Annotated in this window: 22 protein-coding genes and 1 pseudogene; 11 read left to right on the top strand and 12 right to left on the bottom strand. The window is 71.3% G+C overall.

Translation table 11 applies throughout. From position 1 onward, the window contains the following. The 4 genes and pseudogenes from Q9R47_RS03965 to corA all read left to right on the top strand — a co-directional run. Positions 1-176 (top strand): annotated as a pseudogene (locus tag Q9R47_RS03965) (tRNA (adenosine(37)-N6)-threonylcarbamoyltransferase complex dimerization subunit type 1 TsaB); the annotation flags it as partial. Continuing rightward, a complete protein-coding gene (rimI, locus tag Q9R47_RS03960; protein WP_311231895.1) occupies positions 173-646 on the top strand; it encodes a ribosomal protein S18-alanine N-acetyltransferase in 474 nt (157 codons plus the stop codon). The pseudogene Q9R47_RS03965 and the gene rimI, both read left to right, overlap by 4 nt. Then, on the top strand, positions 643-1,518 hold the full coding sequence (locus Q9R47_RS03955; protein WP_311231894.1) for a uracil-DNA glycosylase family protein: 876 nt from the start codon (positions 643-645) through the stop codon (positions 1,516-1,518). Before rimI ends, Q9R47_RS03955 begins: the two co-directional genes overlap by 4 nt. A 272-nt stretch (positions 1,519-1,790) precedes the next feature. Beyond that, positions 1,791-2,777: a magnesium/cobalt transporter CorA gene (corA, locus tag Q9R47_RS03950; protein ID WP_311231893.1), complete on the top strand. Its 987-nt coding sequence runs from the start codon at positions 1,791-1,793 to the stop codon at positions 2,775-2,777. Between the two features lie 163 nt (positions 2,778-2,940). Here corA and Q9R47_RS03945 read toward each other — a convergent pair whose 3' ends face one another. The 6 genes from Q9R47_RS03945 to Q9R47_RS03920 all read right to left on the bottom strand — a co-directional run bounded on the left by Q9R47_RS03945 (position 2,941) and on the right by Q9R47_RS03920 (position 10,050). Further along, on the bottom strand, positions 2,941-3,696 hold the full coding sequence (locus Q9R47_RS03945; protein WP_311231892.1) for a 5'-methylthioadenosine/adenosylhomocysteine nucleosidase: 756 nt from the start codon (positions 3,694-3,696) through the stop codon (positions 2,941-2,943). Positions 3,697-3,784: 88 nt separating this feature from the next. Beyond that, positions 3,785-5,470 (bottom strand): long-chain-fatty-acid--CoA ligase, encoded by a 1,686-nt coding sequence (locus Q9R47_RS03940; protein ID WP_311231891.1) that lies wholly within the window; start codon positions 5,468-5,470, stop codon positions 3,785-3,787. Positions 5,471-5,658: 188 nt separating this feature from the next. Beyond that, positions 5,659-6,579 carry a hypothetical protein gene (locus Q9R47_RS03935; protein WP_311231890.1) on the bottom strand — a complete coding sequence of 307 codons (921 nt, stop codon included), beginning with the start codon at positions 6,577-6,579 and terminating at the stop codon, positions 5,659-5,661. Positions 6,580-6,739: 160 nt separating this feature from the next. Then, positions 6,740-7,804, bottom strand: coding sequence for a class II fructose-bisphosphate aldolase (fba, locus tag Q9R47_RS03930; RefSeq protein ID WP_311231889.1), 1,065 nt, complete (start codon positions 7,802-7,804; stop codon positions 6,740-6,742). Positions 7,805-7,918: 114 nt separating this feature from the next. Next, positions 7,919-9,346 carry a histidine kinase dimerization/phospho-acceptor domain-containing protein gene (locus Q9R47_RS03925; RefSeq protein WP_311231888.1) on the bottom strand — a complete coding sequence of 476 codons (1,428 nt, stop codon included), beginning with the start codon at positions 9,344-9,346 and terminating at the stop codon, positions 7,919-7,921. An 8-nt stretch (positions 9,347-9,354) separates the two neighbouring features. After that, entirely contained in the window at positions 9,355-10,050 is a 696-nt protein-coding gene (locus Q9R47_RS03920) for a response regulator transcription factor (protein ID WP_311231887.1), read from the bottom strand. 59 nt (positions 10,051-10,109) lie between these two features. Between Q9R47_RS03920 and Q9R47_RS03915 the strand changes: the two genes are divergently transcribed. Continuing rightward, positions 10,110-10,865, top strand: coding sequence for a phosphatase PAP2 family protein (locus Q9R47_RS03915; RefSeq protein WP_311231886.1), 756 nt, complete (start codon positions 10,110-10,112; stop codon positions 10,863-10,865). Continuing rightward, positions 10,865-11,455 carry a phosphatase PAP2 family protein gene (locus Q9R47_RS03910; RefSeq protein WP_311231885.1) on the top strand — a complete coding sequence of 197 codons (591 nt, stop codon included), beginning with the start codon at positions 10,865-10,867 and terminating at the stop codon, positions 11,453-11,455. The genes Q9R47_RS03915 and Q9R47_RS03910 overlap by 1 nt, the downstream gene beginning before the upstream one ends. Here the strand turns inward: Q9R47_RS03910 and pyk are convergent. The 4 genes from pyk to Q9R47_RS03890 form a co-directional block, all read right to left on the bottom strand. Next, complete coding sequence (gene pyk / locus Q9R47_RS03905; RefSeq protein WP_311231884.1) at positions 11,388-12,824, bottom strand: pyruvate kinase; 1,437 nt, start codon at positions 12,822-12,824, stop codon at positions 11,388-11,390. The two genes, Q9R47_RS03910 and pyk, sit on opposite strands and share 68 nt — an antisense overlap. Positions 12,825-12,950: 126 nt before the next feature. Next, positions 12,951-14,342 carry an aminopeptidase P N-terminal domain-containing protein gene (locus tag Q9R47_RS03900; protein ID WP_311231883.1) on the bottom strand — a complete coding sequence of 464 codons (1,392 nt, stop codon included), beginning with the start codon at positions 14,340-14,342 and terminating at the stop codon, positions 12,951-12,953. Positions 14,343-14,520: 178 nt separating this feature from the next. Beyond that, positions 14,521-15,318, bottom strand: coding sequence for a nucleotidyltransferase family protein (locus tag Q9R47_RS03895; RefSeq protein WP_311231882.1), 798 nt, complete (start codon positions 15,316-15,318; stop codon positions 14,521-14,523). Between the two features lies 1 nt (position 15,319). Further along, complete coding sequence (locus Q9R47_RS03890; protein WP_311231881.1) at positions 15,320-15,754, bottom strand: S-adenosylmethionine decarboxylase; 435 nt, start codon at positions 15,752-15,754, stop codon at positions 15,320-15,322. A 105-nt stretch (positions 15,755-15,859) separates the two neighbouring features. On the opposite strand from Q9R47_RS03890, the gene tkt reads away from it, so the two are divergent. Both tkt and gap read left to right on the top strand, forming a co-directional pair. Then, positions 15,860-17,965 carry a transketolase gene (gene tkt / locus Q9R47_RS03885; RefSeq protein ID WP_311231880.1) on the top strand — a complete coding sequence of 702 codons (2,106 nt, stop codon included), beginning with the start codon at positions 15,860-15,862 and terminating at the stop codon, positions 17,963-17,965. 86 nt (positions 17,966-18,051) lie between these two features. Continuing rightward, complete coding sequence (gene gap / locus Q9R47_RS03880) at positions 18,052-19,053, top strand: type I glyceraldehyde-3-phosphate dehydrogenase (protein ID WP_311231879.1); 1,002 nt, start codon at positions 18,052-18,054, stop codon at positions 19,051-19,053. 115 nt (positions 19,054-19,168) lie between these two features. Here the strand turns inward: gap and Q9R47_RS03875 are convergent, their stop codons facing one another. Further along, a complete protein-coding gene (locus Q9R47_RS03875) occupies positions 19,169-20,161 on the bottom strand; it encodes a tripartite tricarboxylate transporter substrate binding protein (protein WP_311231878.1) in 993 nt (330 codons plus the stop codon). A 5-nt stretch (positions 20,162-20,166) separates the two neighbouring features. Beyond that, positions 20,167-21,378, bottom strand: coding sequence for a M20 aminoacylase family protein (locus Q9R47_RS03870; RefSeq protein WP_311231877.1), 1,212 nt, complete (start codon positions 21,376-21,378; stop codon positions 20,167-20,169). A gap of 319 nt (positions 21,379-21,697) precedes the next feature. On the opposite strand from Q9R47_RS03870, the gene Q9R47_RS03865 reads away from it, so the two are divergent. The 3 genes from Q9R47_RS03865 (at position 21,698) to Q9R47_RS03855 (ending at position 23,802) form a co-directional block, all read left to right on the top strand. Then, positions 21,698-22,216 (top strand): DUF4398 domain-containing protein, encoded by a 519-nt coding sequence (locus Q9R47_RS03865; RefSeq protein ID WP_311231876.1) that lies wholly within the window; start codon positions 21,698-21,700, stop codon positions 22,214-22,216. A gap of 51 nt (positions 22,217-22,267) precedes the next feature. Continuing rightward, on the top strand, positions 22,268-23,158 hold the full coding sequence (locus tag Q9R47_RS03860) for an OmpA family protein (RefSeq protein WP_311231875.1): 891 nt from the start codon (positions 22,268-22,270) through the stop codon (positions 23,156-23,158). Between the two features lie 104 nt (positions 23,159-23,262). Next, complete coding sequence (locus Q9R47_RS03855) at positions 23,263-23,802, top strand: DUF924 family protein (protein WP_311231874.1); 540 nt, start codon at positions 23,263-23,265, stop codon at positions 23,800-23,802. Positions 23,803-23,817 lie beyond the last annotated feature (15 nt).

Raw genomic sequence — 23,817 nt, 5'->3', positions numbered from 1 at the left:
TCGCCCCGGCACTGCACGCGGCGGGCGGCGCGGTGCCGGCCGCCGGCGCGCTGCCGCGCTACGTGCGCGACAAGGTGGCCCAGACCACGGCCGAACGGGCCGCCGCGCGCGAAGCCGCGGCGGCGACCGCGCCCCCTTCCGCCGGCGGGCCGTCTTCCGTATCCTCGCAGGCATGAGCGCTCCTTTGCATGCCCCGGACGAGGTCCGTTTCGAGCCGCTCACGCTCGGGCGGCTCGATGCGCTGCTGGACGTGGAGCAGCAGGCCTATTCCCACCCCTGGACGCGCGGCAATTTCACCGACGCGCTCGCCGCGGGCTACGAGGCGCCGCTGCTGGTGGCGGGCGACGGCGAACTGATCGGCTACTTCGTGGCCATGCGCGGCGTGGACGAAGTGCACCTGCTCAACCTGACCGTGGCGCCCGTCCACCAGCGCCAGGGCTGGGCACGCGTGCTGCTCGACGCGCTGGCGCTCTGGGCGCGCGGCCAGCGGGCCCAGTGGCTCTGGCTGGAAGTGCGTGTGAGCAACCAGCGCGCCCGCGACGTGTACCTGGCCCACGGCTTCCGCGTCGTGGGTGAACGCAAGCGCTACTACCCCGCCGCGGACGGCGGCCGCGAAGACGCCATCGTGATGAGCCGCCCCCTATGAGCCTCGACCTCGACGCCCGCCAGCGCGCCATGCTGGCCGAAATGGGCATCACCGTATGGCAGCCCGCCGCACCGGCCGCGGAGCCCTCGCATGCACCCATGCACACGACCGCGACCGCATCTTCCGCGGCGCCTGCGGCGGCACCGGTCCCGGCGGCCCCAGCCCGTCCGCAGGCCGGCGCGGTGGCGGCGCCCGTGGCCGTTCCGCCCGCCCCGCCCGGGGCGGCTCCGGCGCGCGGCCCGTCTCCCGCGGTGCCCGCCGCGGGCTCCGCGAACCCGGCCCCGCCCGTGCCGGGGAACAGGCCGTCGGAGGCCTCGGCGGCCCCCGCCCTGCGGCTCCATGCGCCGCTGCCGCTCTATCCGCAGGCCGACCCCGCCGCCACGCCGGTCGAACTGGGTTCCGGCTGGCTCGTGGTGGCCGAGAGCGCGGCACCGGAAGCACCGCTCACGGGCGATGCCGGCAAGCTGCTGGACAACATGCTGCGCGCGATGCGGCTGCACCGGCATCCGCGCACGCATTTCGCAGCCGTCGAGCGCGCGGCACCCGGTGCCTCGGCCGATGCGCAGGAGGCGGCCGAGGCGCTGCAGGGCGCCATCGCCACGCTGCGGCCCGCGATGGTTCTGGTGCTGGGCCTGTCCGCCGCGCGCGCGGTGCTGGGCAGCCGCGAGCCGCTCGGGCGGCTGCGCGCCACCGTGCACCGGCTGCCGGACGGCACGCCCGCGGTGGTCACCTACGACCCGGCCTACCTACTGCGCGCGCCCGACGCCAAGGCCGCCGCCTGGGCCGACCTGTGCCGGGCGCTCGGGCAGGTGCGCAACGCCGCTGCGGGCACGGTGCCGCCCGCTGCGCCGCAAGCGGCCGGCGACGCCTGATCCGGAGGCTGCGGGCCGGGCCTCGCGGAGGCTGTCGGGCCACCGCACGCCAAGCCGTTCCGGGCCCGTGCCTGACATGCAGCAGTCACACGGCGGCTCTGCCGCGGTGCGATAATTCGCGGCTTGCTTTTTTGGAGAAAGCTCCGTGGAAACCTACCCCAGTCGGTAGCTTTCAACTCCCGGCATGCCCAGGGCCTTCGGGGGGTTGAAAGCACCCTTCCGTCCTCCCTTCGCCCACGGCGCACCCGCGCCACCCCACCGGGAACGAGCCCATGCTCAACATCTTCACGCTCGCCAACGGCCGCCTCGTCCAGGAAGAGATCGAATCCCTGGAAGAGCTGGCCCGCTTCCAGCCGATCTGGGTGGACCTCGAATCGCCCACGCTCGAGGAAAAGCGCTGGATCAAGCAGCACTACGGCCTGCAGATCCCCGCGGACGCGATGGACGAGGACATCGAGGAATCCGCGCGCTTCTACGAGGAAGACAACGGCGAGCTGCACATCCGCAGCGACTTCCTGATCGACGACGAGGACAACCCACGCTCGGTGCGCGTGGCCTTCATCCTCAACCTCGTCAACGACACGCTCAAGAGCAAGGGCGTGCTGTTCTCCATCCACGACGAGGACCTGCCGGTCTTCCGCCTGCTGCGCATGCGCGCCCGCCGCGCCCCCGGCCTGATCGAGGATGCCAAGGAAGTGCTGCTCAAGCTGTTCGACCTGGACGCGGAATACTCCGCCGACACGCTCGAAGGCATCTACGACGAGCTGAAGGAAGTGAGTACGCAGGTGCTCTCGGGCGACGTGACCGACGCGCGCGCCGGCGAGGTGCTGGCCGCCATCGCGCGCCAGGAGGACCTGAACGGCCGCATCCGCCGCAACGTGATGGACACGCGCCGCGCCGTGAGCTTCATGATGCGCAGCAAGATGCTCAATGCCGAGCAGTTCGAGGACGCGCGGCAGATCCTGCGCGACATCGAGTCGCTGGACAACCACACGGCGTTCCTGTTCGACAAGATCAACTTCCTGATGGACGCCACGGTCGGCTTCATCAACATCAACCAGAACAAGATCATCAAGATCTTCTCGGTGGCGAGCGTCGCGCTGCTGCCGCCCACGCTCATCGCGAGCGTGTACGGGATGAACTTCCAGTTCATGCCGGAGCTGCAGTGGACCTACGGCTATGCCTACGGCATCGCGCTGATGGTGGCGAGCGCCGTGGGGCCGATGTGGTACTTCCGCAAACGCGGTTGGTTGAAGTGACCCCCCCCTGAGGCGCTGCGCGCCTTCCCCCCGGGGGGACGACGCCAGTGGCCCGGCGGAGCCGCCGGTTCCACGGCGTCTGCTGGCCTGGGCCGCGCCTTCTGCGTGATGCGGGAAAGCATCGGAGGCTGCCCACCACGTTGTGGGTTGTACAGCCCTCTTGTTAAAGCATTTGCAAGAAGCGGCGGATGATGTGGTCCGCGTAGCGCGCGGCCACGGTCTCGACGAAGCGGGCGAAATCCACGTGGGCGGTGTCATCGGCGCGGTCAGAGATGGTGCGCACGGCGGCGAAGGGAAGCCGATAGTCCGCGCAGACCTGGGCGACCGCGGCGCCTTCCATCTCGACGGCCAGCACGTCGTGGTCCTCGGCGCGCAATGCGTCACACAGGGCTTTGGCACCGTCCGCGGTGGAGACGAACAGGTCGCCGCTGGCGACGAGGCCGGTGTGGCGGCAGGGTGCGCGGGCGGTGCCTTCCATGGCGCCTGCCTGCGTGCCCAGATCCTGCAGGCATCCGTCCACCGCCGCCGAGAGCAGGCCGGCCAGGTGCGGGTCGCACGCCAGCCGGGCGCGGCCGTAGCCGGGCAGCTCCCAGCGCGGGAACAGCGGCGAGGCGTCCATGTCGTGCTGCAGGTAGTCGTGCGCGACCACCACGTCGCCCACCTGCACGCCCTCGCCCAGGCCGCCCGCCACGCCCGTGAACACGATGCGCGCCGCGCCGAAGCGCTCGATGAGCGCCGTGGCGGTGGTGGCCGCCGCCACCTTGCCGATGCCGGACAGGGCCAGCACCACCTCCTGCCCTTCCAGCATGCCGCAGTGGAACGTCCTGCCGGCGTGCACGACGCGTTCCGGCGCCTGCAGGGCGGACGAGAGGCCGGCCTGCTCTTCGGGCAGGGCGCTGAGGATGGCTGTTCGGAGCATGGAGAGCGACGCCGTGGCCGGCGGGGAAAACGAAAGACGAAAAAAAGCCGGCAGCACTGCGCCGCCGGCCGCTGGGCGAATGGCCCGGTCAGGCCTTCCTGCTGTCGCGCAGCTCGCGGCGCAGGATCTTGCCCACGGGCGTCTTGGGCAGCGATTCGCGGAACTCGATCAGGCGCGGCTGCTTGTAGCCGGTGAGGTTGGACTTGCAGAACTCGCGCACCTGGGCTTCGGTGAGTTCCGGGTCCTTCTTCACGATCACCAGCTTCACGGCCTCGCCGGTCTTCTCGTCGGGCACGCCCACCACCGCGCATTCCATCACGCCGGGCAGCGCGGCCACCACGTCCTCCACTTCGTTCGGGTAGACGTTGAAGCCGCTGACCAGCACCATGTCCTTCTTGCGGTCCACGATCTTGAAGAAACCGCGCTCGTCCATGGTGCCGATGTCGCCGGTCTTGAAGTAGCCGTCCTCGGTCATGACCTTGGCCGTCTCGTCGGGGCGCTGCCAGTAGCCGGCCATGACCTGCGGGCCCTGGATGACGATCTCGCCGGCGCGGCCGGGCTCGGTCACCGTGCGGCCCTCGTCGTCGATGAGCTTCATGCGCGTGCTGGGCAGGGGTACGCCGATGGTGCCGGTGTACTCCTTCGTGGTGACGGGATTGCAGCTCGCCGAGGGGCTGGTCTCCGACAGGCCGTAGCCCTCGCAGATGGGGCAGCCGGTCTTTTCGAGCCACAGGCGCGCCACCGCGCTCTGCACGGCCATGCCGCCGCCGACGGACACCTTCAGGTTCGTCCAGTCCACCGTGTTGAAGTCGGGGTGGTTGGCCAGGCCGTTGAAGAGCGTGTTCACGGCCGGGAAGCTGTGGAAGGTGTGGCCCGATAGCTCCTTGAGCACCGCGGCGAGGTCGCGCGGGTTGGGGATCAGGATGGTCTTGGCGCCGGTGCGCATCGCCAGCATCATGTTCGCGGTGAACGCGAAGATATGGTAGAGCGGCAGGGCGCAGACGCTCGCGGGCTGCACGCCCTCCGGAATCTTGCGCATCGCGGGCTCGTTCCAGGCCTCCGACTGCAGCACGTTGGCGATCAGGTTGCGGTGCAGCAGCACGGCGCCCTTGGACACCCCCGTGGTGCCGCCCGTGTACTGCAGCAGCGCGACGTCGTCGGGCCGCAGGTCGGGCTTCTGCAGGGTGCCGCGCGCCCCCCTGGCGACCGCGTCGTTGAAGCGCACGGCGCCCGGCAGCGAGAACGCCGGCACCAGCTTCTTGACCTTGCGCACCACGTAGTTCACGACCAGGCCCTTGAGCAGGCCCAGCTGGTCGCCCATGGCGCAGAGCACCACGTGCTGCACCTGCGTCGCGCCGATGCAGGCCTGCAGCGTGGCGGCGAAGTTCTCCACGATGACGATCGCCTTCGCGCCCGAGTCCTTGAGCTGGTGCTCGAGCTCACGCGGCGTGTAGAGCGGGTTCACGTTCACGGCCACGAAACCGGCGCGCAGGATGGCCGCGATGGCGACCGGGTACTGCGGCACGTTGGGCATCATGACCGCCACGCGGTCGCCGCGCGCGAGCCCGAGCCCCTGCAGGTAGGCAGCCAGCTGGCGGCTCTGCACCTCCGTCTGGGCGAAGCTGATGTCCTTGCCCATGAAGCTGTAGGCGGTGCGGTCCGCATGCTTCTGGAAGGCTTCTTCCATCAGGGCGACGAGCGACGGGTACTGCGCCGGATCGATGTCGGCCGGCACACCCTCGGGGTACGCGGCAAGCCACGGACGGTCGTTCATGCTGTATGTCTCCAGAACCTGCTGTTACACGAAAAAAAAGAATTCGCATTCTCGTCGCCCGGGCCGCCGGGGCGTGACTGGGCTTACCCCTAGGGAATTCCTGTACGGATCATCGCGTACGGTGCCTTCCGGAACCGGGCGGCGCGCGGCGCATGCGCCGCTCCTCACAGCGCGGCCTCAGCGGGCACTCACTGCGCCGGCGGGGTCGCCGGAGCCGCCGCCGCAGGGGCCGGGACCACCGGGACCGCAGGGGCGGGCGGAACCACGGGCGCCGCAGGCGCAGCGGGAACCGCCGGCGCCCCGGTGACCACGGGCGTCGCAGGGGTGGTGGCCGCGGCGGTGCCCGTGGCAGGCGCTGCAGGGTCCTTGATGGGCACGGGGAACGCCGGGAACACGAAGCGGCCGTCCATCATCGAGACGCTCAGGCGCGCGGCGTCCGCCAGCTCGCGGCTCCATCGGAAGGCCGGACGCCCGGCCTCCAGGAATTCGTCGTTGTTGCGCGTCTCGGGGCGCAGCAGGCTCTGCGAGGCCACCACGTCCACCGAGATGAAGGCGCCGCCGTCGTTGGCGTAGCGGTAGAGCACATGCGAGTACGGCACGCCGGGCGCGAGCTTCTGCTGCGCCATCCACTGCGACACCGCGGGGCGGTTGCGCGCGAGGTAGTCGGCCGTATCGGCGCGGCGCCGGTAGCGCAGGCAGTCGGCGCGGGCCGGGCTGCCGCGGGTGAAGTCCTCGACGAACACCCCGTCCTGCGGTCGGCAGGGCAGCGTCCAGAGCGTGGTGTCGCGCGGGTAGTTGGTGGCGTTGGTCTGCACGAACACCAGGGCCAGCAGGGGCCGGTCCCTGCCGGGGCCGCGCAGGCCCAGCACGGTGGTGTCCATGGGCAGGTCGTCGGCGACGTCGTCCGGCAGCACGTCGACGACGAAGTGGCCGCGCTGCAGCACTTCCCAGTCGCCGGCCGGCATGTCGACCTGGGCACGGCCCACCTGCGGAAGCGAAGGCTGCACCGGGGCGCAGGCCGCGAGGGTCAGCAGCACGGCGGCAGCGGCGGCGATCGGAAGGCACCGGCCCGCGCGCGCGGGCAGGGACGGGAAGGACGGCTTTTTCACGGGGACGGGCGGCTCGGCAAAGAAAGGAAAGCGGAAGGACCGCGGACCGGCCCGGGCGCAGGGGCGGCGTTGGCGCGGCCCCGGCCCGGCGGCAGAAACGGGAGCTTAACCCGAACCCGCCGCACCGGCCCCGCCCGGCCGGACGCCGTGCCGGCGCGTGTCAGTTCACGACCTGGGCCAGCGCGCCCGAGGCGTAGAGGCCGGCCATGTCCTGCAGGCTGCGGCCCTTGATCTTCGCGCCCTGGCCTTCGCAGCCGAACTCGACGTAGCGCTGCTTGCAGATCTGCTTGGCGGCCTCGCGGGCGGGCTTGAGCCATTCGCGCGCGTCGAACTTGTCGGGGTTCTCGGCCAGGAACTTGCGCACCGCGCCGGTCATGGCGAGGCGGATGTCGGTGTCGATGTTGATCTTGCGCACGCCGTACTTGATGGCTTCCTGGATCTCCTGCACCGGCACGCCGTAGGTTTCCTTGATCTTGCCGCCGTACTGGTTGATGATCGCCAGCAGCTCCTGCGGCACCGAGGACGAGCCGTGCATCACGAGGTGGGTGTTGGGGATGCGGGCGTGGATTTCCTTCACGCGGCTGATCGCCAGGATGTCGCCCGTGGGCGGGCGGCTGAACTTGTAGGCGCCGTGGCTGGTGCCGATGGCGATCGCCAGCGCGTCGAGCTGCGTGGCCTGCACGAACTGCGCGGCCTCTTCGGGGTCGGTCAGCATCTGGCTGTGGTCCAGCTTGCCTTCGGCGCCGATGCCGTCTTCCTCGCCGGCATCGCCGGTTTCCAGGTTGCCCAGGCAGCCCAGTTCACCTTCCACCGTCGCGCCGACCTTGTGGGCCATGGCCACGACCTTCTGCGTGACGTCGACGTTGTAGTCGAACGAGGACGGCGTCTTGCCGTCGGACATCAGCGAGCCGTCCATCATCACCGAGCCGAAGCCCAGGTTCAGCGCGCCCTGGCACACCTCGGGGCTGGTGCCGTGGTCCTGGTGCATCACCAGGGGGATGTGGGGGTACATCTCGGTGGCGGCCAGGATCAGGTGCTTGATGAAGGGCTCGCCGGCGTACTTGCGTGCGCCCGCGCTGGCCTGCAGGATCACCGGGGCGCCGACTTCGTCGGCCGCCGCCATCACCGCCTGCACCTGCTCCAGGTTGTTGACGTTGAAGGCGGGGATGCCGTAGCGGTTTTCCGCGGCATGGTCGAGCATTTCGCGCATCGAGACGAGAGGCATGGGGGTGGTTCCATTCAAGGGTGGGGATGGAGCGCCCGGCCCGTGCAGAGCGCACGGCGGGCCGGGTCATTCTCGGCGGGCCGGCGGTGGTAACCGCTTCGTAACCGGGACATTTTAGCCGGGGGCACCCGCCCCCGCGGCGGTGCGCAGTTCCACCCGGTAACACGTCGTGAAGGGCGGGGGCGCCGATGCTTCCGAGAAGCGGCCGCCGTGCGCCTCGGCCACGCGGGCGATGATCTCGTGGCCGAGGTGCAGGCTGTCCACCGGCGCGCGGGCGTGGGCGGCGCCGCGGGCCCGGTCGTCCGCCGCGTCGAGGGGGTGGGAGGCGGGCACGGCGTCCGGGGCACGGCGGCCGTCGTCGCAGACCTGCAGCCAGCCGCCGCCCGCGCCCAGGGGGCCGGCCTGGATCTCCACGCGCGTGCCGGTGGGCGTGTGGCGCAGCGCGTTCTCCACCAGGTTGCGCAGCGCCATGTCGAGCAGCACGGCATTGCCGCGCACGGGCACGGGCACGTCGGCCGCCACGCCCAGCGCGGCGCCGTGCTGCCAGGCGGCCTGCGCGAAATCGGCGGCGACGGCGCGCGCGAGCTCGGCGAGATCGACCTCCGCCTCCAGCTCGTGCAGCCGCGTGCGGCTGGCCCGCGCCAGCGCCAGCAGCTGGTTGAGCACGTGGCCGGCGCGCAGGGCGTCCTGCCCGATGCGCGCGAGCGCCTCCGCCTGGGCCGGGCCGTCCAGGCCGCCGCCGAGCGCCCGCGCCTGCAGCACGATGGACGACAGCGGCGTGCGCAATTCGTGCGCCACCTCGTTGGCCAGGCGGCGCTCGCGCACCAGTGCCTCCTGCTGCCGGTCGAGCAGCGTGTTGATGGAGGCGACCACCGATTCGAATTCGCGCGGCGTCTCGCCGGTGGACAGGCGCCCGGCGCCGGCCACGTCCAGCGCGGCCACGTCGTGCGACAGGGTGTAGAGCGGCCGCAGGCCGCGCCGCACCGCGAAGCCCAGCACCAGCATCACCACGGGCAGCAGCCACAGGCCGGGCTGCACCATCTGCGCGGCGATGTCCTCGGCGAGGTCGTCGCGCTCCTCCATGTCGAGCAGCACGGCCACCTTGCGCGAGCGCGGGCCGTCCCATTGCGAGAAGCTGCGCCAGGGCGTGGACTTCTGCCCCAGGTGCAGGGTGGCGAAGCCCTCGGGCACGTCGAAGGGCGGCAGCGGGGCCTCGCCGCTGTGCGAGAGCAGGCGGCCGTCGGCATCCCACTGCACGACTTTCAGCGACTGCTGGTAGTCGTGCGCCCGCAGCCAGGGCGTGGGGGCGCGCTGGATGGCATCGGCCGGGTCCACCGTCTCGCCGGGGCGCAGGTTGAGCAGCAGGGCCGCGACGCTGGCGAGGTGGCCGTCGGTCAGCTCGTCGGCCTCCTCGATGCCGGTGAGGTAGGCCATGCCGACGAAGGTGGCCCACACGACCAGCAGCGCGCCGAGCGTCCAGAGCACCAGGCGGCGCGTGAGGGAGGGAATGCGCGCGGCAGCGCGCGGCGGTGCGGGGGCCATGGCGCCGGTCACTCCCAGGGAACGAAGTAGCCCACGCCGCGCATGGTCTGGATGCGCTCGCTGCCGAGCTTCTTGCGCAGGTGGTGGATATGCACCTCGATGGCGTTGCTCTCCACCCCGCTCTGCCAGTTGTAGAGGCGCTCCTCGATCTGCTGGCGCGAGAGCACGCGCCCGCGGGCGTCGAGCAGCACCAGCAGCACCGAGAATTCGCGCGGCGACATCTCCACCGGCTGCCCGGCACGCCGCACCGTGCGCGCCGCCGGGTCGAGTTCGATGTCGTGCACGCGGATGACGGGCGAGGCGCGCCCCGCGGCGCGGCGCAGCAGGGCGCGCAGGCGCGCCTCCAGTTCATCCACGTCGAACGGCTTGGCCAGGTAGTCGTCGGCGCCCTGGTCCAGGCCGGCGATGCGCTGGCGCACCTGGTCGCGCGCGGTCAGGATGAGCACGGGCGTGGCCGGGTCCGGCAGCTTGCCGGGCTGGCCCGGCGCGGCGGGCGGCGCCGCACGCAGCCGCGTGAGCAGGTCGCCGCCGTCCCCGTCGGGCAGGCCCAGGTCCAGCAGGACGGCGTCGAACCGCTCGGTCCGCAGCGCGCTCCAGGCCGGGGCGATGCCGCCGCACACGTCCACCGCATAGCCGCGCTGCTGCAGGTTGGCCCGCAGGCCCGCGGCGATGCCCTCATCGTCTTCGACTACGAGAATTCTCATGGCGCCGATTGTGGGGTCATTAAGACGGCGTTAATACGGACTCCCTAAGGTCGCGCTCCATGCTTCCTGCGCATTCCTCCACCGCCCCGCCGCCCCCGGCCACCCTCCGGGGGTCCGCGGGCATCCTGTTCTGGACGCTGGCCTGCCTGGGCCTCATCGCCGGCTGGGACGCCACCGCGTTCGATACCGCGCTCGCGCGCATCTTCGGCAACGCCGGCGGGTTCCCGCTGCGCGACGACTGGTTCTTCGTGGCCGTGATGCACGAGGACGCGCGGCGCGCGGGCTGGGTGCTGATGGTGCTGCTGGCCGCCTCGGTCTGGTGGCCGGTAGGCTGGATGCGCCGGCTCGCCACCGCGGACCGCATGCAGATGGCGGCCAGCGCCCTGCTCGCGCTCGCCGTGATCGCGGTCTTCAAGCGGGCCAGCGCCACCAGCTGCCCGTGGGACCTGGCCGAGTTCGGCGGCGTGGCCCGGTACGTCTCGCACTGGTCGCACGGCGTGTTCGACGGCGGTGGCGGCCACTGCTTCCCGGCGGGCCATGCCGCGGCCGGCTTCGCGTTCCTCGGCGGCTACTTTCCGCTGCGCCGCCGCCTGCCGCGCGCGGCCCGCTGGTGGCTGGCCACCTCGCTCGCCGCGGGTTTCACGCTCGGGCTGGCGCAGCAGGCGCGCGGTGCGCACTTCATGAGCCACACGCTGTGGACGGCCTGGCTGTGCTGGACCACGGGCTGGGCCTGCGACCTGGCGATGGCCGCGCTGCGGCGCCTGCGCACCCTGCCGGGCGATCCGCTGCCCGACGGCATCGACGCGAGCCGGTGATGGACAGCCTCGACACCACCCTCTTCCTGGCGCTGAACGCCACGGCCGCCACGCCGGCGGGCGTCATCGCCGCCGCGCGCTGGCTGTCGGAAGACCTGCCCGTGTTCGCCGGCCTGTTGCTGCTGCTGGAATTCGCGCGCGGGCTGCCGGCGACGCGCCGCGCCGCCGCCTGCGGGCTGCTGTCGATGCTGCTGGCGTGGTGCGCCGTGCGGGGCTTCCGCGAACTGGTGCACATTCCCCGACCGGCGGCGCTCGGCCTGGGCATGCAGTGGATCGAGCACGGGGCCCGCCCGGGCTTCCCGAGCATGCATGCGGCCGCGGCCTTCGCGCTGGCGCGCGGATTCGTGCGCGGCCTGGGACGCGGCACGCCGCCCGTCTGGCGGTGGCTGGCCTACGGGGTGGCGGCGTCCATCGCCTGGAGCCGCCTGTGCCTGGGCGTGCACATGCCGTCGGACGTGGTGGCCGGTGCGCTGGTGGGCGTGGCCTGCGCATGGCCCGCCCAGCGGATGGTGCGGGCGTGGATCAGCCGGCGCGGCAGATCTTCAGCATATTGGTTCCGCCGGGCGCGCCCATCGGCTCTCCGCAGGTGATCACGTAGAGGTCGCCCTGCTGCACGATGTTGCGGCTCTTGAGGTGGCCTTCGGCCTGCTCCAGGGCCGTGTCGCGGTCCACGCTGGTGTCCATGAGCAGCGGGCGCACGTTGCGGTACATCGCCATCTTGCGCTGCGTCGCCACCTTGGGCGTGAGGGCGTAGATCGGGATGTGGATGCGGTGGCGGCTCATCCAGAGCGCGGTGGAGCCGCTGTCCGTCAGGGCCACCAGCGCCTTGGCGCCCAGGTGGTGGGCCGTGAACAGCGCGCCCATGGCGATGGACTGGTCGATGCGGCCCAGCGTCTGTCCCGTGAAATCCGAATCGCGCTCGGGGTCTTCGGCGGCCTCGGCGGCGGCGCAGATCTTGGCCATCTCTTCCACCGTCTCCAGCGGGTAGCGGCCGGCGGCCGTCTCGGCGCTGAGCATCACGGCGTCTGTGCCGTCCAGCACCGCGTTGGCCACATCGCTCACCTCGGCCCGCGTCGGCACCGGGTTGGTGATCATGCTCTCCATCATCTGCGTGGCGGTGATGACGACCTTGTCCATGTCGCGCGCCATGCGGATCATCTTCTTCTGCAGCGCGGGGACGGCGGCATTGCCCACCTCCACGGCCAGGTCGCCGCGCGCGACCATGATGCCGTCGGACACGCGCAGGATCTCCTCCAGGCGCGGCACGGCCTCGGCGCGCTCGATCTTCGCGATCAGGCCGGGCTTGTGGCGGAACTCGGCCGCGGCGACGTTGCAGAGCTGGCGCGCCATCTCCATGTCGGTGGCGTTCTTGGGGAAGCTCACGGCCACGTAGTCGGCCTGGAAGCCCATGGCGGTCTTGATGTCCTCCATGTCCTTGGCCGTGAGCGCCGGCGCCGTGAGGCCTCCGCCCTGCTTGTTGATGCCCTTGTTGTTCGACAGCTCGCCGCCCACGCGCACGGTGGTGAGCACCTGTTCGCCACGCACCGCGTTCACCGTGAGCACGATGAGGCCGTCATTGAGCAGCAGCACGTCGCCGGGCCGCACGTCGCGGGGCAGCTCCTTGTAGTCCAGGCCCACGCCGGCCCCGTCGCCCAGCTCGGTGCGCGAGGCATCGAGCACGAAGGCCGCGCCGGGCTCCAGCCACACCTTGCCCTCGGCGAACTTGCCCACGCGGATCTTGGGGCCCTGCAGGTCCGCCATGATCGCCACCTCGCGGCCCGCGCGCTGGGCCGCGGCACGCACCTTCTCGGCGCGGTCGATGTGGTCCTGCGCCGTGCCGTGGCTGAAGTTGAGCCGCACCACGTTCACGCCCATGGCGATCATCCGCTCCAGCAGGACCGGATCGCTCGACGCGGGCCCCAGGGTGGCGACGATCTTGGTGGCTCGGCGGATGCGCATGGGGGTGTCTCCTGATTGAATGTGCGGGGGTTCGATGTAATCCGGTTTCAATTCTGGCACGGAAGCGGTTACATGGCGGTTTCATGCGGGCCCGACCCTGTCGCCCGCTCCGCCCCCCGGCCGCGCTCAGCCGCGCATCAACGCCTCGATCTCGTCCGCCTCCACCGGCACGTCGCGCGTGATCAGCTCGCAGCCGCCTTCGGTGACGATCGCGTCGTCCTCGATGCGGATGCCGATGTGGTGGAACGCCTCGGGCACGCCGGGCGCCGGGCGGATGTAGAGGCCCGGCTCGATGGTCAGCACCATGCCGGGGCGCAGGATGCGGCTGGGGCGCTGGGTGATGGTTTCGCCCGAGAGCGGGTCGCGGCGCTCGCTGTCCCCGCCCACTTCCGAGGGCTCCACGTAGCTGCCGCAGTCGTGCACGTCCATGCCCAGCCAGTGGCCGGTGCGGTGCATGTAGAACGGGAAATACGCGCGCTGCTCGATCACGTCCTGCGCGGAGCCGTACTTCGACTTGTCGAGCAGTCCCAGGTCCAGCAGGCCCTGCGAGAGCACGGCCACGGTGGCGTCGTGCGGATCGTTGAAGCGCGCCCCCGCCTTCGTGGCGGCCACGGCCGCATGCTGGCTCGCGAGCACGAGGTCGTACAGGTCGCGCTGCGGCCCGGTGAAGCGGCCGTCGGCCGGGAAGGTGCGCGTGATGTCGCTGGCGTAGCCATCCAGTTCGCAGCCCGCGTCGATCAGCACCAGCTCGCCCGCGCGCACGGGCGCGGCATCGGCGCGGTAGTGCAGCACGCAGGCGTTGGCGCCGGCCGCGACGATGGAGTTGTACGCCACGGCCTGCGAGCCGTGGCGGCGGAACTCGTGCAGCAGTTCGGCGTCGAGGTGGTATTCGCGCACGTCCTCGCCGGCCCGCAGCATGCGCGCGCTGTACTGCATGGCGCGGATGTGGGCGCCGGCGCTGATGCGGGCGGCGCGGCGCATCACGTCCTGCTCGTGCGCGTCCTTCACGAGCCGCATCTCGTCGAGCAGCGTGCAGAGGTCGCCCTGCTGCGCCGGGCACAGCGCGCCGAAGCGCACGCGGGCCCGCACCTTCTGCAGCCAGCCGTCCACCCGCGCCGCCAGCCCCTCGTGCGTGGCGAACGGGAACCACACCCGTTCGCGGTTCTCCAGCAGCCGCGGCAGCAGCACCTCCAATTGCGCCGTCGAATGCGCGGCGTCCACGCCCAGCGCCTCCACGGCCGCATCGGGCCCCAGGCGGTAGCCGTCCCAGATCTCGCGCTCCAGGTCCTTGGGCTGGCAGAAGAGCGTGGCCTGCCCCTCGGACGTCAGCACCAGCCAGGCCTGCGGCTCGGTGAAGCCGGTGAGGTAGTAAAAGTAGCTGTCGTGGCGGTAGAGGTAGTCGGTGTCCCGGTTGCGCAGGCGCTCGGGCGCCGTGGGCACGATGGCGATGCCGCCCTCGCCCAGCAGGGAGGCGAGGTGGGCGCGGCGGCGGGCGTAGGGGGAGGTAAGGGCGGTCATCGTTCGGTCTGCCTGGTTCTGGGATGCGGATCGGGAAATGCCGGCGGATCGGGGTGGCGCCCCGCTGGCCTTCGCACAGGTCAGGTTCTACCACCGACGCGGCCGCCCCGGCTGCGGCGGGGCCATGCACGGCGCATGCCAGCCGCCTTGGCCGGCACTCCGCGCGGCACGCGGTTTTTCAGCGGTTCAACGCCGCCAGCCGCTCCGGCGTCCCCACGTCGGTCCACCGCCCGGTGTAGAGCGATGCCGTGACGCGCCCCCGGGCCATCGCCCGGCGCAGCAGCGGCGCGAGCGGCGCGGCCACGCCGCCGGGGTTGCCCGCCGGGATGTCGCACCAGGGCGCCGAGAACAGTTCCGCCCGCAGCAGCGCGAGCGTGCTGTAGGTGTAGCGCGGGCCGGGGTCGTGCGCGGGCAGGTCGACCGCCCGGCCGTCGGGCGAGAGGCCGAAATCGCCGCGCGGATGGTGCGGCGGGTTGGGCACGAGCCAGAGGTGGGCGAGCGCATCGCCGGCCGCGAAGGCCGCGGCGTCTGCCGCCGCGAAGGTGAAGTCGGGCGCGAACACGTCGCCGGCCGCCAGCCAGAACACGTCGGCGAGCCGCGGCAGCGCACGCGCGATGCCGCCCGCCGTCTCCAGCGCGCCGCCGAAGTCGCGGCCTTCGTGGGAGTAGGCGATCGACAGCCCCCCCTCATCGCCCGCGGCCCCGTCGCCGATGGAAAACCGCTCGCCGAAGCGCTCGCCGATCTGCTCGCCGAGCCAGGCGGTGTTGACCACGGCCGAGCGCACGCCGGCCGCGGCCAGGGCGTGCAGGTGCCACTCCAGCAGCGGGCGCCCCTGCACGGCCAGCAGCGGTTTCGGGGTGGCATCGGTCAGGGGGCGCATGCGCTCGCCCCGGCCCGCGGCCAGCAGCATGGCGGGGGGCTGCGCGCCCGCGGCGGCACGGGACGGTGTGGAGGGTGTCGTCGATGGAGTCGTCATGTCATGCGGGAACCGGTTCGTCGGGCAGCGCCGGGCCCCCGTGGCCGCCATCGCCGGGCGGCGCGGGCTCTCCGCGCCGCAGCGCGTGCCGCTGCACGCCGGCCGGATCGAACAGCGCCAGCAGCGCATCCATCAGCGCATGGGCCCGCGCGGAATGGTCGCCGCCGAAGTTGCACACGTACACATCCAGCGTGACCGCCTGGCGCTCCGGCCAGGTGTGCAGGCACAGGTGCGATTCCGCCAGCAGCACCGTGGCGGTGACGCCGCCGGGCCCGTGCCGCGTGGCCGGAAAGGCGTGGAACAGCCGGCCGACGGCCTGCAGGCCGGCCGCACGCACGGCGTCCAAGCAGGCTTGCCCCAGCGCGTCGGCATCGAGCAGCCAGCGCGGCGCACAGCGGCAACCGTGGAGATCGGCGGTGAGGTGCAGGCCTTGCATGGTCCGCACTGTAGTGCAGGGCACGGGCATACCGTGGGCAGACCAGGGGGTGGCCCGGTAAAATGCGCGGTTTTCCCTCCCCAGCCCCTTCCGGAGCCGCCCCTGATGGCCAATTCTCAACAGATGGCGAATGCGATCCGCGCACTCGCAATGGATGCAGTTCAACAGGCCAATTCCGGCCATCCCGGCGCCCCGATGGGCATGGCCGACATGGCCGTCGCGCTGTGGAGCCGCCACCTGCGCCACAACCCGGCCAACCCGCAGTGGGCCGACCGCGACCGCTTCGTGCTCTCCAACGGCCACGGCTCCATGCTGCTGTACGCGCTGCTGCACCTCACGGGCTACGATCTGCCGATCGAAGAGCTGAAGAACTTCCGCCAGCTGCACAGCAAGACGGCCGGCCACCCCGAATACGGCATCACCCCCGGCGTCGAGACGACCACCGGCCCGCTGGGCCAGGGCATCACCAACGCCGTGGGCTTCGCGTTGGCCGAGAAGCTGCTGGCCCGCGAGTTCAACCGCAAGAACGGCGACGTGGACCACACCATCGTGGACCACCACACCTACGTGTTCCTCGGCGACGGCTGCCTGATGGAAGGCATCAGCCAGGAGGCGATCTCGCTGGCCGGCGCCTGGAAGCTGGGCAAGCTGATCGCGCTCTACGACGACAACGGCATCTCGATCGACGGCCAGGTCGCGCCCTGGTTCCTGGACGACACGCCGGGCCGCTTCCGCGCGAGCGGCTGGAACGTGATCGGCCCGGTCGACGGCCATGACGTGGAGGCCGTGGCCGCCGCGGTGCAAAGCGCCAAGACCAGCACCGACAAGCCCACGCTGATCGTCTGCAAGACCGCCATCGGCAAGGGCTCGCCCAACCGCGCCGGCACCTCCAAGGCCCACGGGGAACCGCTGGGCGCCGACGAGATCACCCTGACGCGCAACGCCATCGGCTGGAGCCACGTTCCGTTCGAGATCCCGGCCGAGGTGTATGCCGACTGGAACGCCAAGGACGCCGGCGCACAGGCCGAGTCCGACTGGCAGCAGCGCTTCGATGCCTACGCCGCCGCGTACCCCGAGCTGGCCGCCGAGTTCCTGCGCCGCATGGCGGGCGACCTGCCCAAGCACTTCGCCCAGACCGCGGTGGACACCGTGGTGAACGCCCACACCAAGGCCGAGACCGTGGCCAGCCGCAAGGCCAGCCAGCTCGCGCTGGAAGCCTTCACGGCCGCCCTGCCCGAACTGCTCGGCGGCAGCGCCGACCTGACGGGTTCCAACCTCACCAACACCAAGAGCACCCCCGCGCTGCGCTTCGACGAGAACGGCGACGTGGTGCAGGTGGAAGTCAACACCGGCGGCGCGGAAACCGCGAAGCTGGGCGGCCGCCACATCAACTACGGCGTGCGCGAGTTCGGCATGGCCGCGATCATGAACGGCATCGCGCTGCACGGCGGCTTCATCCCCTACGGCGGCACCTTCCTCACGTTCAGCGACTACAGCCGCAACGCCATCCGCATGGCCGCGCTCATGAAGCTGCGCGTGGTGCACGTGTTCACGCACGACTCCATCGGCCTGGGCGAGGACGGCCCCACCCACCAGTCGATCGAGCATGCCGCCAGCCTGCGCCTGATCCCGGGCCTGGACGTCTGGCGCCCCGCCGACACGGCCGAGACCGCCGTGGCCTGGAGCGTGGCCCTGTCCAACCGCAACCGGCCCACCGCCCTGCTGCTGTCGCGCCAGAACCTCGCCTACGCCCCCAAGCGCGACCTGGGCGACATCTCGCGCGGCGCCTACGTGCTCTCCGAGCCGGCCGACGCGGGCCTCAAGAAGAAGCCCCAGGCGGTCATCATCGCCACCGGCTCCGAAGTGCAGCTGGCCCTGGCCGCGCAGAAGCTGCTGGCCGAGAAGAAGATCGCCGTGCGCGTGGTCTCCATGCCCAGCACCACCACCTTCGACCGTGAAGACACGAAGTACAAGACCAGCGTGCTGCCGGCCGGCGTGCCGCGCATCGCCGTGGAAATGGGCGTGACCGACGGCTGGTGGAAGTACGGCTGCGCCGCCGTGGTCGGCATCGACACCTTCGGCGAATCGGCCCCGGCCCCGGTGCTGTTCAAGCACTTCGGCTTCACGCCGGAGAACGTGGCCGATTCCGTGATGGTGGCGATCGGCGCTGCGCGGCTGAAGAAGCAGCCCGCCGCCAAGACGGCCCACTGACCCCCTCCCGCCCGCCGCGCCTGCACGCAGCGGGCGCGGCGTGGCAGTCCCCCGTTTTCGACTTTGCAACCTTGGAGAGACAAACCATGACCATCAAAATCGGCATCAACGGCTTCGGCCGCATCGGCCGCAACGTGCTGCGCTCGGCCGTGCAGAACTTCAGCGACATCGAAGTCGTGGGCATCAACGACCTGCTGGAGCCCGACTACCTGGCCTACATGCTGCAGTACGACTCGGTGCACGGCCGCTTCGAGGGCACCGTGTCCGTCGAGGGCAACACGCTGGTGGTGAACGGCAAGAAGATCCGCCTCACGCAGGAACGCGACCCGGCCGCCCTGAAGTGGGGCGAGATCGGCGCCGAGGTGGTGATCGAGTCCACCGGCCTGTTCCTCGACAAGACGACGGCCCAGAAGCACCTGGACGCGGGCGCGAAGAAGGTCGTGCTGTCTGCACCGTCGAAGGACGACACGCCGATGTTCGTCTACGGCGTGAACCACGACACGTACGCCGGCCAGGCGATCGTCTCCAACGCCTCGTGCACCACCAACTGCCTGGCCCCCGTGGCCAAGGTGCTGAACGACAAGTGGGGCATCAAGCGCGGCCTGATGACCACGGTGCACGCCGCCACGGCCACGCAGAAGACGGTGGACGGCCCCTCCAACAAGGACTGGCGCGGCGGCCGCGGCATCCTGGAGAACATCATCCCCTCCTCCACCGGCGCCGCCAAGGCCGTGGGCGTGGTGATTCCCGCGCTGAACAAGAAGCTGACCGGCATGTCCTTCCGCGTGCCCACCTCCGACGTGTCGGTGGTGGACCTGACGGTGGAGCTGGAGAAGGCCGCCACGTACGAAGAGATCAAGGCCGAGATGAAGGCCCAGTCCGAAGGCGCCCTGAAGGGCGTGCTGGGCTACACGGAAGACAAGGTGGTGGCCACCGACTTCCGCGGCGACGCACGCACCTCGATTTTCGACGCCGATGCCGGCATCGCGCTGGACGGCACCTTCGTGAAGGTCGTGTCCTGGTACGACAACGAGTGGGGCTACTCCAACAAGTGCCTGGAAATGGTGCGCGTGGTCGCGGGCAAGTAATCCGCCAGCCACATGCCCGGCCGCCGCGAGGGGGACCGGGCACCATCGAAGCCCGGGGCCTTGCGGCCACCGGGCTTTTTCATGGGAATGCCACTCGTCGCATTGCCCCGGGGCGTCATTCGATCCGCACGCCCGCCGCCCGCACGGTCCGCCCGGCCGCCTCGGCGTCGTCCCGCAGCAACTGCTGGAACTCGGCCGCGGACAGGGTGCCGGCCTCCACGCCCACGCGCGCCAGGCGCTCCTGCACGACCGGGTCGGCCAGCACCTTGCGCACGGCGGTGTTGATGCGTCCCACCTCGGCGGGCGGCGTGCCGGCCGGCGCCAGCAACCCGAGCCAGGAGTCGAACGCATAGCCCGGCAGGCCGGACTCGGCCACGGTGGGCAGGTCGGGCAGGAAGCGCGAGCGAGCCGTGCCGGAATAGGCCAGCAGCTTCACGCGCGGATCGCTGCGCAGGGGCAGCATGGCGATGGTCGCGCCCGTCACCACCTGCACGCGGCCGGCCAGCAGTTCGGTGGTGGCATCGCCCGTGGATTTGAACGGGATGTGCTGCAGCTGCACGCCTGCCTGCGCAGCCAGCGATGCGGTGGCGAGGTGCGACGCGCTGCCGTTGCCGGCCGATGCGTAGTTCAGCACCCCGGGCTGCGCCCGGGCCTTCGCGATCAGGTCCGCGATGGAGGTGATGCCCGAGGCTGCCGGCACGCCCACCACGTAGCCCGTGCGGCCCAGGAACGACACGCCCGTGAAGTCCTTCACCGGATCGTAGGGCAGCCGCGCGTACAGATGGCTGGCCAGGTGGTGGCTCGCTGCGGCGAGCACCAGGGTGTTGCCGTCGGGCGCGGCCCGGGCGACCTGGGCCGTACCCACGGTGCCGCCCGCGCCCGCGCGGTTGTCCACGATCACGGTGGCGCCGAGCGCCTGGCCCAGTTCGTTGCTGAAGGTGCGGGCCACGGTGTCCTGCGTGGCGCCGGCACCGAACGGCACGACGATGCGGATCACGCGCTCGGCGTGCACGGTACCGGACAACGCCGCCAGCACGGCGGCGGCGGTTGCGGCGGCCAGCAGGCGCCGGCGTTGCGAGGGGAAAGGGAAAAGGAAGGAAGAAGCCATGGCGTTCAGGTCCGGTCGGGATGGAGCCACCGTTCGGCCAGCCGCACGAAGTAGCGGGCGCCGGTGGCGAGGATGCCGTCGTTGAAGTCGAACGAGCGGTTGTGGATCAGGCACGGACCGTCGCCGTGGCCCGGCAGCCGGTGGTCGCCCGGGCCGTTGCCGATGAAGGCGTAGCAGCCGGGGCGCACGCGCAGCATGTGGGCGAAGTCCTCGGCGGCGAGCACGGCAGGGAAGGCGTCGTCCACCGCGTCCGGCCCGGCGATCTCGCGCATTACCTCCGCCGCGAAGGCGGCCTCGGCCGGGTGGTTAACGAGCGGCGGCGAGGCGCGCGTGAAGCGCACGTCGGCCGTGCAGCCGTGCGCCAGCGCCGTGTACTCCGCCTGGCGGCGCAGCGCGGCCTCGATGCGGTCGAGCGCGTCCACGGAAAACGTGCGCACCGTGCCGCCCACCCAGGCCGCGTCGGGAATGACGTTGGGTGCGTCGGAGCCCTGGATCTGCGTGACCGCGAGCAGCGCCCGGTCGCGCCCGTCCACGTGCCGCGCCACCAGCGTCTGCAGCTGCTGCGCGAGATCGATGGTGGCGGCCACCGGATCGATGCCGGTGTGCGGCTGCGAGGCATGGGCGCCGCGCCCAGTCAGGGTGACGCGCCAGGTGTTGCTCGACGCCATGAGCGCGCCGGGATTGAGCGCGAACGCGCCCACGTGGTCGAGCGCGAAGTTGTGCAGCGCGAAGACCGCATCGCACGGAAAGCGCTCGAAAAGGCCCTCTTCGATCATGCGGCGCGCGCCGGCCTTGCCCATCTCTTCGGCGGGCTGGAAGATCAGGTGGACGGTGCCTGCGAAATCGCGCGTGCGGGCCAGATGCCAGGCCGCTGCCAGCAGCATGGCGGTGTGGCCGTCGTGCCCGCAGGCATGCATGCGCCCGGCATGGAGCGAGCGGTGGGGAAAGCGGTTTTCCTCGTCGAGCGGCAGGGCGTCCATGTCGGCACGCAAACCGAGGGTGCGGCGGCCCGCGCGGCGCCCGCGCAGCACGCCCACCACGCCGGTGCCTGCGATGCCTTCGTGCACGGCGTCCACGCCCCATTCGCGCAGCCGTGCGGCCACGATGCCCGCGGTGCGGTGTTCTTCGAAGCCCAGTTCCGGGTGGGCATGCAGATCGCGCCGCAGGGCCACGAACGGGGCCATGTCGGCGAAGCTTTCATCGAGGTCGGTAGGCATGGCGGGTATCTCCATCCGCGACATGCGGGCCGGCAGCGAAGCACAGCGGCGGCGCCCCTTCGCGGACGGCACATGTCGTCGGGCAAAAACCGTCGATTCTGGGAAGCCCGGCGCCTGCCGCCAACTGCGGAAATCGCATAAGCAAACGCGTTTTACGCACCGCGCCATCGGCGCAACCGTAAGAAACCGCCCACGGCGCCTGCTGCGCTGGGCCTACGCGACAGGCGGGTAGCGTTGCGAACAATCGGAGACCTTGCTTACCCCACCGCCGCGCTCGGAGCGTGCGGTAGCCATCACCCATTCCAAAGGAGTTCCCGCCATGCAGACTGCCACCCTTTTTCGCACCGCCACGGCCGTTCTGGCTCTGGGAGCGCTCGCGGCATGCTCGTCCACGCCCCCTCCGGTCGATCAGATGGCCGTGACGCGCACCACCGTCAACCGCGTAGCCGGCGAGCCGCAGGTGGCCGCGAATGCGCCCGTGGAACTGCAGCGGGCCCGCGAGAAGCTGGTGGCCGCCGAGAAGGCGATGACCGACAAGGAATACGAACTGGCCCGCCGCTACGCCGCAGAAGCCGAGGCCGATGCCCGCGTGGCCGAGACCAAGGCCGAGGCCGCGAACAACGCCGCCACGCTGCAGCAGGTGCGCACCAGCATCCAGTCGCTGCAGACCGAAATCACCCGCCGCGACCCCGCGCCCGCCGTGGCACCGGGCGCCGCCGCCGTGCCCGCCCCGATGCCCGCGCCCATGCCCGCTCCCGCGATGGCGCCCCGTCCCGCCACGCCTCCCGGCGCCGTGCCCGGCATGCCGGTTCCGTCCAACCCCGCTCCCGCCCGCTGAGCCCGGACCGACCGACTGAACGAACGACCACCCGACAGGGAGAACCACACCATGCGCAACATCCTCCGCCGCACCACCACCCTCGCCACCGCCCTCGTCGCCGCCGGCCTGCTGGCCGCCTGCGCCACGCGCGCGCCGCTCGACGCCGTCGAAACCGCCCGCTCGGCGGTGGACCGCACCGCCCGCGATCCGGCCGTGGTGCAGAACGCCCCGCTGGAACTGAAGGCCGCCACCGACACCCTGGCGCGCGCCGACCGCGCCTGGAGCGACGACCATGACGCAGCCGAAGCCAACCACCTGGCCTACCTGGCCACGCAGCGCGCCGACATCGCCGCCAACACGGCCCGTGCCCGCGTGCTGGACGCCGACATCAAGAAGGCCGGCACCGAGGCCGAGCGCATCCGCCTGATGAGCGAGGCCGACCGCGCCCGCATGCAGGCCGAGGCCAACGCCCGCAGCGCCCAGCAGGCGCAGTTGCAGGCCGCGAGCGCCGAGCAGCGCGCCGCCGACAATGCCGCCCGCGTGCGTGCGCTGGAAGCCCAGCTGCGCGACATCGAAGCCCAGCAGACCGAGCGCGGCCTGCTGGTGACGCTGGGCGACGTGCTGTTCGCCTTCAACAAGGCCGAACTCTCGGCACAGGCCGCTCCGCGCCTCGACAAGCTGGCGAACTTCCTGCGCCAGTTCCCCGACCGCAAGCTGATCATCGAAGGCCACACCGACAGCGTCGGCGGCGACGCCTACAACCAGGAACTGTCGGAACGCCGTGCGCAGGCCGTGCAGAACGCGCTGGTGCAGCGCGGCGTGGCGCCCGACCGCATCACCGCACGCGGCTACGGCAAGACCTACCCCGTGGCCGACAACGCATCGCCCGAAGGCCGTGCGATGAACCGCCGCGTGGAAATCGTGATCGCCGACGACAAGGGCAACCTGCGCGGCCGCTGACCGCCCGCCCCCTGCATCCGTCTCTCTCTGGTGGCCCTGCACCGCGCCCGCGCGGCCAGGGCCTTTTTTTGCGCCCCCGCCCGCACTGCCGGATACTGCCTGCCATGACCGCCCACGACGTGCTCGATTTCTGGTTCCGCCAATCCACCCCCGAACAGTGGTTCCGCAAGGACGACGCGTTCGACGACGCGATCCGCACGCGCTTCAGCGCATGGCATGCGCGGGCCGCGCAGGGCGAGTTGTGGGCTTGGCGCCAGGACGCCGCGGGGCGGCTGGCCGAAGTGATCGTGCTGGACCAGTTCTCGCGCAACCTGATGCGCGGCAGCGCGCAGTCGTTCGCGCAGGACGGCATGGCTCTGGTGCTCGCGCAGGAAGCCATCGCCCAGGGGCTGGACACGCAACTCCCGCCCGAGCAGCGCGCGTTCCTCTACATGCCGTTCATGCACAGCGAATCCGTGGCCATCCAGGCGGAATCGGTGCGGCTGTTCACGGCGCTCGGGCAGGCCAACAACCTGGACTATGCGCGGCAGCACCAGGCGATCGTGGAACGGTTCGGGCGATTTCCCCACCGCAACGCGGTGCTGGGGCGCGAGAGCACGCCGGAAGAGGCGGATTTCCTGAAGCAACCCGGCAGCTCTTTTTAAGAGCGGCTTCAGGCC

The sequence above is a fragment of the Acidovorax sp. PRC11 genome (genome assembly GCF_031844105.1).
GTDB lineage: Bacteria > Pseudomonadota > Gammaproteobacteria > Burkholderiales > Burkholderiaceae_C > Paracidovorax.
The sequence above is the reverse complement of the archived record's forward strand: the minus strand, read 5'-3'. Positions and strand labels throughout refer to the sequence as shown.